The following is a 12,378-nucleotide window of genomic DNA, read 5'->3' as shown; positions in this document are numbered from 1 at the left end:
TTCGTTTGCTACCCGCCTTCGGCCTTCTCCGCAAGCATCAACCACTCTTCCTCGGAGGCCGACAGTTTCTCCTGCCGTTCGACCAGTGCCTCGGTGGCTTTCTGGAACTTGACCGGCTCACGCGTGAACAGATCGGGGTCTGCCATCAGCTCTTCCAGCTTGGAAATCTCGGCCTCCAGCCGCGCGATCTCGGCCGGGAGCTTCTCTAGCCGGTGTTTTTCCGAGAAGGACAGGCCCGATTTCGGCTTGCTCTCCTGCTTCACCTTTGGCTTAGAAGCTTTTGTTTTCTCTTCTTTCTTGGGGGCAAGATCACCCCGCTGAGCGATATAATCCGACCACCCGCCCGCATAAACGGTCGCTCGGCCATCGCCCTCCATCGCGATGGTTGTGGTGGCAACTCGGTCCAGAAAGTCCCGGTCGTGGCTGACCAGCAGAACCGTGCCGTCATAGTCGTCCAACAGCTCTTGCAGCAGGTCCAGAGTTTCCACATCCAGATCGTTGGTCGGTTCGTCCAACACCAGCAGGTTCGACGGTTTCGCCATCAGCTTCGCCAGCAGCAAACGCGCTTTTTCCCCGCCGGAAAGGGACTTAACAGCCGCTCTTGCCTGGCGTTCATCGAACAGGAACTCTTTGAGGTAACCCACAACATGCTTGGGCTGCCCGCCAACCATGACCTGATCGGCCTTGCCCGACACGCGCATCTCTGGGTCGCCGGTCAGGCTGTCCCAGAGGCTCATTTCAGGGTCCAACTGCGCGCGGGTCTGGTCAAACACCGCGATTTCCAGATTGGTGCCCAGGGTCACAGAGCCCTCATCCGGAGCCTCTTGCCCCAGCAGCATCTTCAACAGAGTGGTTTTGCCCACCCCGTTCGGCCCAACAAAGGCAACCCGATCGCCGCGCTGCGCCAACAGATCAAAGCCGCGCACGATCTGCTTGTCGCCATAGGCTTTGGACAAGGCTTTGGCCTCGATCACCTTGCGCCCAGACTTTGGCCCCGCCTCAAGCGACATTGCCGCCGAGCCCTGGCGCTTGATCTGCGCCGCCTTCTCGGCCCTCAGGGCTTGCAATGCCCGCACCCGCCCTTGGTTGCGCTTACGTCGCGCACTGATCCCTTCGACCGCCCATTTCGCCTCTGACTTGATCAGGCGGTTCAATTTGTGACGCTGCTGATCCTCCTCTTCCCAGACCTTGTCGCGCCAAGTCTCGAACACCTCGAAGCCCTGCTCCTGCCGCCGCACCATGCCGCGATCAATCCACAGGGTCGCGCGGGTCAACGCCCGCAGGAACGCGCGATCGTGCGAGATCAGCACATAGGCAGCCCGCGTCGCGCCCAATTCGCGCTCCAGCCAAGCGATGGCTTCGATGTCCAGATGGTTGGTTGGCTCGTCCAGCAACATCAGGTCCGGCGCTTCGGCCATCAGTTTGGCCAAGGCCGCGCGCCGCCGTTCCCCGCCCGAAGCAGTCTCAACGGGGCGCGATGGGTCGAATTTCAACCCCTCACCGGCCCGTTCGACCTTGTAGAGCTCGCCCGGTTCCAACCCGCTTGAGGCATAGTCGCCCAGCGTCGCGAACTCCTCCATCCCCGGGTCCTGCTCCATGTACCCAACGGATTTGCCGGGAGGCACAACGATCTCACCCTGATCCGCCTCAACCAGCCCCGCCATCACCTTCATCAAGGTGGACTTACCCGAGCCGTTGCGCCCTACAAGCGCAACGCGATCACCCGGCTGGACCACCAGATCCAAACCGGAAAACACCGGATCACCCCCGAAGGTCAGGGAAATGCCGGACATCTGCAACAAAGGAATTCTCGCCATGCCCGCCAGCTAAACCGGCAGCGCTGGCGCGTCAACGCCCACACCTTCTTGTCGTCGAAAATACGGAATTACCGAGCCACCGCCCGCAGCAACCGTTTGCGGGCTGGAGGTATCGCACCGATCTCTAACCCGGTGAACACGTGTAACGTGTTCATATGCCGATCCACCACCGCGTGATCGCTGACCCAACCGCCCATCATCAGATAGGTACGCAGCAACGGCGGCATCCGCAGCATCGCTTTTTTGGCGTCCGGCCTGCGCCGCAGCTTGGACGCAAACCGAAACACATCCGGAGCCTTCACCCGCGGCAGCCAGCGTTTCGGGGCCAAATGACGGTCCTTGAGCATCGCGAACGCGTCCAGATACTCGGCCGTCTCGGTGCCTGCGAATGAGGAACACCCAAACAGCATCTCGATCCCGTTCTGGTCCACATAGGCCGTCATCGCGCCCCACGCGGCACGTAGGATATCCGGGTCTGTCCGGTCGGGGTGGATACAAAACCGCCCCATCTCAACCATACGGCCCGAGAACCCCTCGAGGCTGGACAGATCGTAAAACTGCGCCGAGTAGCTGCGTCCGATCTCAGCGCCGCTCTCCATGGTCAACATACGGAAACAACAGACCAGAGCGCCCTCGTCCTGCAGGTCTTCGACCAGAACATGGGCGCAAACCAGATCGAACGCGTCAGCATCCAATGCGCCGGTGCCAAACGCCCACGTCCGCAGCGCCTGCGCCGCCGCCAGATCTTCGTCACTCTGCGCCAGACGCGCCCGAAAGCGCCCTTTGCTCAACAACACAGCCATGACCGCATCCTCCGCCCTTGCCGACCGGATTTCAACCTTATGGCTCTGCTATCACGGCAGATGTGACCGCCTTGTGAAGACGACACGACAGTCCTGTGACTTAGTTGGTCGCGCCCGGAATGTTAGCTGGGTTGAAGTTGCCGATATTGCCCAGCAGCTGACGCAGGAAGCCGTTGTTCTGGATACTGGATTCGGTCACGCGCCGTTCAAGGGTCACGACGACTCCGTCCTCCAGACCGAACCTCTCGATATTGCGGACGACGCCGCGCTGGTCAAAGCTGATGGCAACCAACTCGCGCGAGACAACCTCGGGCCTTTTGGGGCCGTAAAAGCGCACGCGAGAGGCAACGTAGTAATAGCCCGAATCTTGCACAACGCCGGAAATACCGGGCGCGCCGATGGCTTCGGCCACGGTGTCGCGGGTATCGACGCCCACTTTGATCTCGGCCAGATCTTCGGCCGGCGGAATATAGCCGTGATTCTTGAAGGTTGGCGTACAGGCCGCAATCGCAGCCAGACAGGTAATAAAGACGAGCGATTTCGCTGCTCGTTTCACCTTGTTCACACCCATCACCATATACACCCTCTTGCCTTGATCCGTAACGGCCCCTATCCGCTTACAGAAACCGATGCCCCGGTTCAACACAGGAAAGGGTCACGAATGAGCAACACGACATCTCTGCGGGTGGCCGACCTGCCCCAAAACACGCCAACATCCTTCGAATTGCGCCCAAACGCGACGGAATTGGACGACATCAAAGCTGAGCTTGACCTGCTGGGTCTGCGCAAGCTCAGCTTTGTCGGCAAAGTTGAGGCCGAAGGAAAGAAGGATTGGGTTCTGACCGCCAAACTGGGCGCAACGGTCGTACAACCCTGCGTCGTGACGCTGGAACCGGTGACCACGCGCATCGACGTCCCTGTCACCCGCACCTTTCTGGCCGAATGGGCGGACCCCGAGGATGAAGAGTTCGAAATCCCCGAAGGCGACGAAACCGAGGCTCTGGGCGCCGAAATTGACCCCACCCAGGTGATGATCGAGGCGCTGTCGCTAGCCCTCCCCCTCTATCCACGCAAAGAGGGAGCGGAACTGGAGCAGGCCGACTATACCGAGCCGGGCAAACAGGCCATGACGGACGAAGATGCCAAACCCTTCGCCGGACTGGCGGGTTTGCGCGATACGCTGAAAAAAGACGAGTGACAGGGCAGAGATTTCCTGTCATAGCAGGCGGTCAGAAAAATCGCTTGAACATGTCGAGAATCGCAGTATTTTCGCGCGCTCATCGGATTTAGGGTTGGACAACGTGGGGCATGTACCCTAAACGCGCGTCAAACCACGATAAACGAAATATGAAACCCGGTCGGCGGCGATTCTGCTGACCCTCAGTAGACAAAGGTTGAGACCATGGCCGTCCAACAGAACAAAGTTTCCAAGTCGCGTCGCAACAACCGCCGCGCACACGACGCTCTGGTTGCTGCAAACCCGAACGAATGCCCGAACTGCGGCGAGCTTAAGCGCCCGCACCACGTTTGCGCATCCTGCGGCCACTATGACGACCGTGAAGTCGTCGCTCAGGCCGACGAAATCGACCTGGACGAAGACGCAGCCTAAGCCTGATCGAGCGCAAGCCTTCGCATGACGGAACAACCCACGCACGCCGGACGGATCATCATTTCCGTTGATGCTATGGGGGGGGACGATGGTCCCGTAGCTGTTGTAGCAGGTTTGGCGCAATCGGCGAAGAAGAACCCCGATATTGGGTTTCTGCTGCACGGTCCGGAAGACAAGCTGCGCAAGCTCGTAGCGAAACGGCGCGTCCTTGATGGGCGCGTCGATTTTCGTGATTGTCCAGACGTCGTCACGATGGAGGACAAGCCCAGCCAGGTTGTACGCAACGGCAAGCAAACCTCGATGTGGTCCGCGCTTGAGGCCGTACGTCAGGGTGATGCCCATGGCGCGGTATCCTGTGGCAACACCGGCGCGCTGATGGCGTTGTCGATGATGCGTCTGCGCAAACTGCCCGGTGTCAGCCGCCCGGCGATTGCGATTCTGTGGCCCTCACGCAACCCTCAGGGGTTCAACGTGATGCTGGATGTCGGTGCCGATGTACGCGCCGACGCTAAGGATCTGCTGCAATATGCGCTGATGGGCGCCTCTTACGCGCGCAACGGTATGGCGCTGCAGCGCCCTCGTATCGGGCTTTTGAATGTCGGCACCGAGGAACATAAAGGTCGGGCAGAGCTGAAAGAAGCGCATGCCATGATCACCGACTTCGCCGATTCCGCGAATTTCGATTTCGTGGGCTTTGTCGAAGGCAGCGATATTCCTGGCGACAAGGCAGATGTCATTGTGACCGATGGGTTTACCGGCAATGTCGCGATCAAGACCGGCGAAGGCACGGCCAGCCTGATCGGCGATCTTCTGCGCGAAGCATTCAAATACACACCCCTCTCGCGGCTTGCGTCGGTGTTGGCGATCACCTCGCTGAATCGCCTGAAAAAACGCATCGATCCGCGTCGGGTGAACGGAGGCGTTTTCCTGGGGCTGAACGGAACTGTGGTGAAATCCCACGGCGGCGCGGACGCGACCGGAGTGTCAGCCGCAGTCAAGCTGGCCTTCACGCTGGCCCAATCAGGTTTTGCCGAAAAATTGGCAGCACGGGTTGCATCAACGGCCCAGCTTGCACAAGATGCCGCGCATGCCGCGCCGCAGGCGGAAAAATAACAAAGAAGGCAGTACCTCAAACATGGCAGGCCGTTCAGTCGTTGTAGGTGTCGGACATTATTTGCCCGAACGTGTTGTCCCGAATTCCGAGTTTGAACAGACTTTGGATACGACGGATGAATGGATCCGAACCCGGTCGGGGATCGAACGCCGCCACTTTGCTGCCGAAGGCGAAACCACCTCGGATCTGGCGACCAATGCCGCAAAAGCCGCCCTTGCAGACGCAGGGCTGGAGGCAGACGACATCGACGCCATCGTTCTTGCGACCTCGACCGCTGATCTGACCTTTCCTTCTGCAGCAACGATGGTTCAGGCCCGCCTTGGCATGACCCGCGGCTTTGCCTTCGATGTTCAGGCCGTCTGCGCCGGATTCGTCTTCGCGCTGAGCAACGCAAACGCGCTGATCCTCTCCGGCCAAGCCAAACGTGTATTGGTCATCGGGGCCGAGACGTTCTCCCGAATCATGGACTGGACCGACCGCTCGACCTGCGTGTTGTTCGGCGACGGCGCAGGTGCCCTGATCCTTGAGGAACAAGACAGCGCAGGCACTGCAGCCGACCGAGGCGTTCTGGCAACCGATCTGAACTCGGACGGGCGGTATCAGGACCTGCTTTACGTGGATGGGGGCGTGTCAACGCAATCGACCGGTCATTTGCGCATGCAGGGCAATCAGGTCTTCCGCCATGCCGTTGAAAAACTTGCCAAAACTGCCAATACCGCGCTGGATCGCGCCGGGCTGGCGGCCTCGGACGTGGATTGGATTGTGCCGCATCAAGCCAATATCCGCATCATTCAGGGCACGGCCAAGAAGATGGGCTTGCCGATGGAGAATGTCGTGGTCACCGTACAGGATCACGGCAACACCTCGGCCGCGTCGATCCCTCTGGCCCTGTCGGTTGGCAAACAGCGTGGGCAAATCAAGCAAGGCGATCTGATCGTAACCGAAGCCATTGGCGGCGGGCTGGCTTGGGGCGCGGTTGTTCTGCGCTGGTAACCGGCGCAATTCAGCTTACGCCCCCACCTGCAATTCATTGATATTGACAGTGAATTTGCCCCCGCCCTATGCTTTGACATCAACAGGGGAAAAGGTATGAGCGACAAAACACTGACCCGAATGGATCTAAGCGAAGCCGTCTTTCGTGAAGTTGGCCTATCACGCAACGAAAGCGCGCAGCTGGTGGAAAGCGTTCTGAACCACATGTCCGACGCGCTGGTGCGCGGTGAGCAGGTGAAGATTTCGTCATTCGGCACGTTCAGCGTTCGGGATAAAACCGCTCGTATCGGTCGCAACCCCAAAACCGGCGAAGAGGTTCCCATTCAACCCCGCCGCGTGCTGACTTTCCGTCCGTCGCACCTGATGAAGGATCGCGTCGCCGCCGGGAATCGCAAGTAATCCTAGGACCTCGCGGACATGAGCAAATCTCCCGACGCATTTCGCACCATAAGTGAAGTTGCGGATTGGCTCGGAGTACAGGCCCATGTCCTGCGCTTTTGGGAAAGCCGGTTTACCCAGGTCAAACCCGTGAAGCGGGCCGGAGGCCGCCGGTACTATCGCCCTAATGATATGCGTCTTCTGGGCGGCATCAAAAAGCTGCTGCACGAGGATGGGATCACCATCAAAGGCGTACAGCGGATACTGCGCGAACAGGGCGTTGCCCATGTCGCCGCGCTCTCTCCGTCTCTGGATGATCCCACGGCCGAGAATACGGACAGCACCGTTGTTCCCTTTTCCGCCAAACCTGCCCCGCAGACCGAACAAATCCCAATGGACCTCGACGCACCTCAAGAGGCTGAGGCATCAGAGGAAAGCGCCGAACCAGCCGAGTTGGATGCCGCGCCTTTGGTTGGAGGCATCGCTTCACTGGCATGGAATCGGTCCGAATTCGACGATGAACTACTCAGCCGTATCGCGCCCCTGGCAAAGGATTTGCGCGCATGGTTGAACCGGGTGGAAACACGGGCGGCAGGATAGAAAAAAGGCAATGTTTTCCTCTTGCCCCTGCCGGGAAAACCGTTATGAACACTCCAACGTCGGGCTATGGCGCAGCCTGGTAGCGCGTCCGTCTGGGGGACGGAAGGTCGCAGGTTCGAGTCCTGCTAGCCCGACCAAATCACACCGACGTTTATGGCAGACAGGCCAGATCCCGCTCTGGCATCAGGGGGGATCGAAATGACAGGTGTATGCCCAAACCAGCAGATCGAAGCGATGATCACACGCGGTGAGATCAGTGCCAGCCCGGATGTGATCCCGGCACAGGTGCAACCCGCCAGCCTTGATCTTCGTTTGGGAACAGTGGCTTACCGCGTCCGCGCTTCATTTCTTGCGGGCGAAGGGCGATCGGTCGCCGACCGTTTGGCCGAGTTTGAGATGCACCGGATCGATATCACCGACGGAGCCGTGCTCGAGAAAGGCTGCGTCTATCTCGTGCCGTTGATGGAATCGCTCGCCCTGCCCGCTGAGACCAGCGCGGTGGCGAATGCCAAAAGCTCAACCGGGCGGCTGGACCTGCTGACGCGAACAATCACCGATGGCGGCACCGAGTTCGACCGGGTGCCCGCAGGCTACACCGGCCCGCTTTACGCTGAGATCTGCCCGCGCTCCTTCTCGGTACTTGTGCGCCCCGGCATGCGGCTCAACCAGATTCGTTTCCGTCAGGGTCAGGCCGTTCTGACCGACGCGGAATTGACCGCCCTGCACACCGAATCCCCGCTGGTCGACGGGCCTGCCGTCATTCAGGACGGTCTGGGCTTTTCGGTTGACCTGCAATTGCCCGACACCGATCTGGTCGGCTACCGCGCAAAGCCGCATACCGGCGTGATTGATCTGGACCGGATCGGCGCATACGACCCGCAGGATTATTGGGAAGAGGTGCGCACGAGCGATGGCTGCATCATCCTCGATCCCGGCGCGTTCTATATCCTCGTCAGCCGGGAGGCGGTGCATATCCCACCCATGTACGCGGCAGAAATGGCCCCCTATCTGGCCATGGTCGGTGAGTTCCGTGTTCACTATGCGGGCTTTTTTGACCCCGGCTTTGGCCACGCGGCCGCAGGTGGTGCCGGATCGCGCGGTGTGCTTGAGGTTCGCTGCCACGAAGCCCCGTTCGTGCTAGAACACGGTCAGGTCGTAGGGCGCTTGGTCTATGAGAAGATGTCCGAAATGCCCACGCAGCTATATGGCGCGGGCATTGCCTCGAACTATCAAGGACAGGGACTGAAACTGTCCAAACACTTCAAGGCGGCTACCTAAAACCGCATGAACCGCCGCATCTGACGGGTCATCTGCTTGGCCTGTTTGATACTCTGCGACTGGGCCGGCCCCGGTTTCCCTTTTGGTTGGCTACTGTCCGCATCCGACGAACCGCCCATACGGCTGGCCATATCAAATCCCTTGTCGATCCCCTTGTTGACAAGACGGCGCGTGACCTGGCGGAAGATCATGTCGATGATCCGATTTGCATTCATTGCTCAACTCCGTTTCCTGCGCCTAGAGATAGGGTATCTATACGGCGGCAAAAGGGCTGTCTGATCACTCTTCCTCGAAGAGTTCGGTCTGATCTTCGTCAACTTCGTCTTCGCGCCCCTCGCCCAGTGGGATAGCACCCGGCGGCGGGCGATTTTCCAACAAGCCGGCGGCGCGCAATTCCTTGAGGCCCGGTAGGTCGCGAGCGTTTTCCAACCCGAAATGATCCAGAAACTCGGGTGTGACGACAAAGGTCACCGGGCGGCCCGGCGTCATGCGGCGGCGGCCCAGCCGGATCCACTCCATCTCGAGCAATTGGTCGATGGTCCCGCGTGAGACGGAGACACCGCGTATCTCCTCGATCTCGGCCCGCGTGCAGGGCTGGTGATAGGCCACGATGGCCAGCGTTTCGATCGCCGCACGGCTCAGCTTGCGGGTCTCGACCGTTTCTTTCTGCATCAGAAAGCCAAGGTCAGGGGCGGTTCGGATCGCCCAAGCCTCACCCACCTTAACCACGCGCACACCGCGTCCCTCATAGCGTTTCTGAAGCAATTCAACGGCTTGCGCGGCATTGCTACCATGCGGCATCCGCGCCTCAAGATCGGCATTTGTCACCGGCGTGGCGCTGGCAAACAACACCGCCTCGACCATCCGCTCCTGCTCGGCCAGAGGGGGCGCTTCGAACAGGGTGCCGGTTTCTTCGGGGGCGTCAGTCACGGGTCTCGGTCCTCTTGCGCAGATGGATCGGGGCAAAGGTATCGCTTTGCTTGATCTCCATATGTCCTTCTTTCACCAGCTCCAGTGAGGCCGCGAAAGTCGCCGCCGTAGCCGAGCGTCGCCGCACCGGATCACCGTCCCATCCGTCGGGCAAATAGGTCTCCATATCGGTCCAGGCACCGGCAAACCCGATCAGAGGGCGCATACGTTCCAGCGCCTGCTCCATCGTGAACACCGAGTCTCGGTCCATCACAAAGGGGCGGAATTCATCGCGGGTGCGGATACGCGCATAGCCCTGCATCAGGTCCAGCAGCGTGGCGGAATAGGTCACGGTGCGAATGCGGGTGACATCCTCGGCCTGCCCGCGCTTGAAGAAATCACGCCCTAGCTGGTCGCGTGCCATCAGCCGGGCAGCGGCATCACGCATGGCCTGCAGGCGTTCGAGCTGAAACGCCAGGTGGGCTGCAAGTTCCTCACCCGAGGGGCCCTCGTCATCCGGGTCAGGTGGCAGCAGGAGGCGGGATTTGAGAAAGGCCAGCCAAGCGGCCATCACCAGATAGTCGGCAGCCAGTTCGATCCGCAGCGCACGCGCCTTTTCGACAAAAGCCAGATATTGCTGCGCCAGTGCCAGAACCGAGATCTTGCGCAGGTCGACCTTTTGCGTCCGCGACAGGGTCAGGAGCACGTCCAACGGGCCCTCGAACCCGTCGACGTCAACGATCAGCGCTTCGGCTGCCAGCCGGTCGGCGACCGAAACCGGATCTTCGCTGAAAAGATTATCGTTCATATACCTGCCCGCCCATTAGGGCAGATAGTTCAGCCTCAGTGGCCTCGATGTCAAGTTCGGCGGGCTTTTTGCGCATGGCCAAGGCCCGATCTGCGCGGGCCTGCGCCGCCTCCGTCATCTGGCCTGCGGCCTGAAGCACATCACGACGCTCAGCGAAGCTGCCGTTGCAGTGCAATACGACATCACAGCCTGCCTGCAAGGCCTGTGCCGCGCGCTCGGACGCCAACCCGCTGAGCGCCTTCATGGTGATGTCATCGGTCATGACCAGCCCGTCAAAGCCGATCACCTCGCGTATGACCTTCATCATCGGAGCCGAGATCGTGGCCGGAGTCGGGTCGATTTGTTCGAACACCAAATGAGCGGTCATCGCCATTGGCAAGTCGTTCAGAGCCTTGAACGGGGCAAAATCGGTCTGCGTCAGCTCTTCGAGCGTCAGGTCGACGCGCGGCAGATCGAAATGTGTGTCCAGCGTGGCCCGACCGTGACCGGGCATGTGCTTGACGACAGGCAATACCCCGCCATCCAAATGCCCCTGCGCAACCGCGCGCCCCAGTTGAGCGATGCTTTCTGCATCGCTGCCGTAGCAGCGGTTACGTAGAAAGGCGTGGGTTTCCGGGCGCGCGACATCCACCATCGGCGCGCAGTTGCTGTCGATCCCCAGCTCAAAGAGCTCATGCGCAATCAGGCGATAGCGCAGGTACATGGCGCGTTCCGCATGCTCTCCGGCCCGTTCAGCATGATCGAGCGGCGGCATCCATTCGCGCGCCAGAGGGGCGCGCAGACGTTGAACACGGCCTCCCTCCTGATCAATCGTTATGGGACAATTCCGCCCTACTGCCTCGCGAAAGTCATCGCACAGGGCCCGGACCTGATCGGCACTTTCGATATTGCGGGCGAACAGGATGAACCCAAACGGGTTCATCTCTCGGAACAGGGCCCTTTCGTCATCGGTCAGCCGCAGCGCTTCTGCGTCAGAAATCGCGGCGCCGAACGTCACCTGACGGCCACCGGGATACAGTCGGCCCCTTGCGCCACCAGTGCCGCACAGAATTGGCGCGAGTCGCTCAGGTTATCAAAGCCAAGCACGCGCAATCGGTAAAAGGTTCGACCGCCGCTTGAAGTTTTCTGGATAACGCGCTGTTTTCCATCCATATACTCACCGAACTGACCGTTCAGGCGCGCCCATTCGGACCTGGCGACATCCGCGCTTTCAAAAGCGCCAAGCTGCGCCAGACGAGTGCCTTTGCTCAGCGTGTCAGGGTCCACATCCAGCCCAACGGCGGATTTGACGGCCGCGTTGATCGCTGCCTCAGACGTCTCGGTGACCACCGCACGGCGAGCCGGACGGGTCTGGGGGCGCAATGAGCGGCGCACGCCCGGAAGCTCTGCAATGGCCGGGTCTGGCAGGGCTGCTGCGAAATCCGCAGGGTCAATCGCCGGCTCTTCCTCGGGTGTCACCAGAGAGGCCAGCTGCACGCCATCCTCGGTTTGTTCATCGTTAGAACGCGCCGCCTCGCCCGCGAGTTCGGCAACCAGAGCGTCCACTGCGTTCTGCCGCAGCGCCGCGGCTTCTTCGTTCGAGATCGGCTCTTCAACGACATGAACAGCTTTGGTCGGTTTCAATTCACCGGCGGGCAGGTCCTCATCGGTCAGCGAGACTGGACGCGGGGCGAGGATCAGGCGATCCGCAGGGGCCGCTGCCGAGCCTTCGGCAGCAACCGCATTCACGGCCAGACCCTGATGATCTGCGGGGCGTCCGCCCGGATTTTCGGGCTGAATGCGCATCGGACCTTCGGCAGCTCGGACAACAGGCACGCCGCTGACATCGCGCATCACAAGCTTGTAACTCCAGATTCCGATCCCGGCGACCAGCGCCAGGGAGGCGACCGCCCCTAACACATTCATCGCCTTGCCAACGCCAAAACCGCTGCGCGGCGCGGCATGGTCGGCCATTTCGTCAGGGTAATCATACCCATCATCGGCATAGGATTGATTCGGGTAATGCATCTGCCCGGGGCTTTGATGCCCCGAGTAATCGTAACTCGTCATGTCCGCCTCACCGCCCGATT

Annotated in this window: 15 protein-coding genes and 1 tRNA gene; 8 read left to right on the top strand and 8 right to left on the bottom strand. The window is 60.5% G+C overall.

The window, feature by feature from the left end; genetic code table 11:
• Positions 1 to 8 precede the first annotated feature (8 nt).
• The 3 genes from ACR0C3_RS00150 to ACR0C3_RS00140 all read right to left on the bottom strand — a co-directional run bounded on the left by ACR0C3_RS00150 (position 9) and on the right by ACR0C3_RS00140 (position 3,197).
• Positions 9 to 1,817, bottom strand: a complete 1,809-nt coding sequence (locus tag ACR0C3_RS00150) for an ABC-F family ATP-binding cassette domain-containing protein (RefSeq protein WP_480756551.1) — start codon at positions 1,815 to 1,817, stop codon at positions 9 to 11.
• 68 nt (positions 1,818 to 1,885) lie between these two features.
• On the bottom strand, positions 1,886 to 2,620 hold the full coding sequence (locus ACR0C3_RS00145; RefSeq protein WP_480756549.1) for a GNAT family N-acetyltransferase: 735 nt from the start codon (positions 2,618 to 2,620) through the stop codon (positions 1,886 to 1,888).
• Positions 2,621 to 2,720: 100 nt separating this feature from the next.
• On the bottom strand, positions 2,721 to 3,197 hold the full coding sequence (locus ACR0C3_RS00140) for an outer membrane protein assembly factor BamE domain-containing protein (protein WP_170374345.1): 477 nt from the start codon (positions 3,195 to 3,197) through the stop codon (positions 2,721 to 2,723).
• Positions 3,198 to 3,281: 84 nt separating this feature from the next.
• Here ACR0C3_RS00140 and ACR0C3_RS00135 point away from each other — a divergent pair, with 84 nt between their 5' ends.
• The 8 genes from ACR0C3_RS00135 (at position 3,282) to ACR0C3_RS00100 (ending at position 8,592) form a co-directional block, all read left to right on the top strand.
• Complete coding sequence (locus ACR0C3_RS00135; protein ID WP_480756547.1) at positions 3,282 to 3,818, top strand: YceD family protein; 537 nt, start codon at positions 3,282 to 3,284, stop codon at positions 3,816 to 3,818.
• A 204-nt stretch (positions 3,819 to 4,022) separates the two neighbouring features.
• Positions 4,023 to 4,229: a 50S ribosomal protein L32 gene (rpmF, locus tag ACR0C3_RS00130; RefSeq protein WP_008756996.1), complete on the top strand. Its 207-nt coding sequence runs from the start codon at positions 4,023 to 4,025 to the stop codon at positions 4,227 to 4,229.
• Between the two features lie 24 nt (positions 4,230 to 4,253).
• Entirely contained in the window at positions 4,254 to 5,342 is a 1,089-nt protein-coding gene (gene plsX / locus ACR0C3_RS00125; RefSeq protein ID WP_480756546.1) for a phosphate acyltransferase PlsX, read from the top strand.
• Positions 5,343 to 5,364: 22 nt separating this feature from the next.
• A complete protein-coding gene (locus ACR0C3_RS00120) occupies positions 5,365 to 6,336 on the top strand; it encodes a beta-ketoacyl-ACP synthase III (protein WP_480756544.1) in 972 nt (323 codons plus the stop codon).
• A 96-nt stretch (positions 6,337 to 6,432) separates the two neighbouring features.
• Complete coding sequence (gene ihfA / locus ACR0C3_RS00115; RefSeq protein WP_037316145.1) at positions 6,433 to 6,735, top strand: integration host factor subunit alpha; 303 nt, start codon at positions 6,433 to 6,435, stop codon at positions 6,733 to 6,735.
• Between the two features lie 18 nt (positions 6,736 to 6,753).
• Positions 6,754 to 7,314, top strand: coding sequence for a MerR family transcriptional regulator (locus tag ACR0C3_RS00110; RefSeq protein WP_480756542.1), 561 nt, complete (start codon positions 6,754 to 6,756; stop codon positions 7,312 to 7,314).
• 60 nt (positions 7,315 to 7,374) lie between these two features.
• A tRNA-Pro gene (locus ACR0C3_RS00105) sits at positions 7,375 to 7,451 on the top strand.
• A gap of 61 nt (positions 7,452 to 7,512) precedes the next feature.
• Positions 7,513 to 8,592, top strand: coding sequence for a 2'-deoxycytidine 5'-triphosphate deaminase (locus tag ACR0C3_RS00100; RefSeq protein ID WP_209253856.1), 1,080 nt, complete (start codon positions 7,513 to 7,515; stop codon positions 8,590 to 8,592).
• On the opposite strand, the gene ACR0C3_RS00095 is transcribed toward ACR0C3_RS00100, so the two are convergent.
• From ACR0C3_RS00095 to ACR0C3_RS00075, 5 genes are all read right to left on the bottom strand, one after another.
• A complete protein-coding gene (locus tag ACR0C3_RS00095; RefSeq protein ID WP_480756540.1) occupies positions 8,589 to 8,807 on the bottom strand; it encodes a hypothetical protein in 219 nt (72 codons plus the stop codon). The two genes, ACR0C3_RS00100 and ACR0C3_RS00095, sit on opposite strands and share 4 nt — an antisense overlap.
• A gap of 64 nt (positions 8,808 to 8,871) precedes the next feature.
• The gene (scpB, locus tag ACR0C3_RS00090) at positions 8,872 to 9,522 is read right to left on the bottom strand and encodes an SMC-Scp complex subunit ScpB (RefSeq protein WP_170466408.1); all 651 of its coding nucleotides are present in this window, start codon (positions 9,520 to 9,522) and stop codon (positions 8,872 to 8,874) included.
• Positions 9,515 to 10,309: a segregation and condensation protein A gene (locus ACR0C3_RS00085; RefSeq protein ID WP_170483405.1), complete on the bottom strand. Its 795-nt coding sequence runs from the start codon at positions 10,307 to 10,309 to the stop codon at positions 9,515 to 9,517. Before ACR0C3_RS00085 ends, scpB begins: the two co-directional genes overlap by 8 nt.
• On the bottom strand, positions 10,299 to 11,306 hold the full coding sequence (gene nagZ / locus ACR0C3_RS00080) for a beta-N-acetylhexosaminidase (RefSeq protein ID WP_480756538.1): 1,008 nt from the start codon (positions 11,304 to 11,306) through the stop codon (positions 10,299 to 10,301). The genes ACR0C3_RS00085 and nagZ overlap by 11 nt, the downstream gene beginning before the upstream one ends.
• Complete coding sequence (locus ACR0C3_RS00075) at positions 11,303 to 12,358, bottom strand: SPOR domain-containing protein (protein WP_480756537.1); 1,056 nt, start codon at positions 12,356 to 12,358, stop codon at positions 11,303 to 11,305. The genes nagZ and ACR0C3_RS00075 overlap by 4 nt, the downstream gene beginning before the upstream one ends.
• Positions 12,359 to 12,378: the final 20 nt, after the last annotated feature.

The organism is Ruegeria sp. CK3, from assembly GCF_056536565.1.
This window is presented reverse-complemented; position numbering and strand designations above follow the sequence as displayed.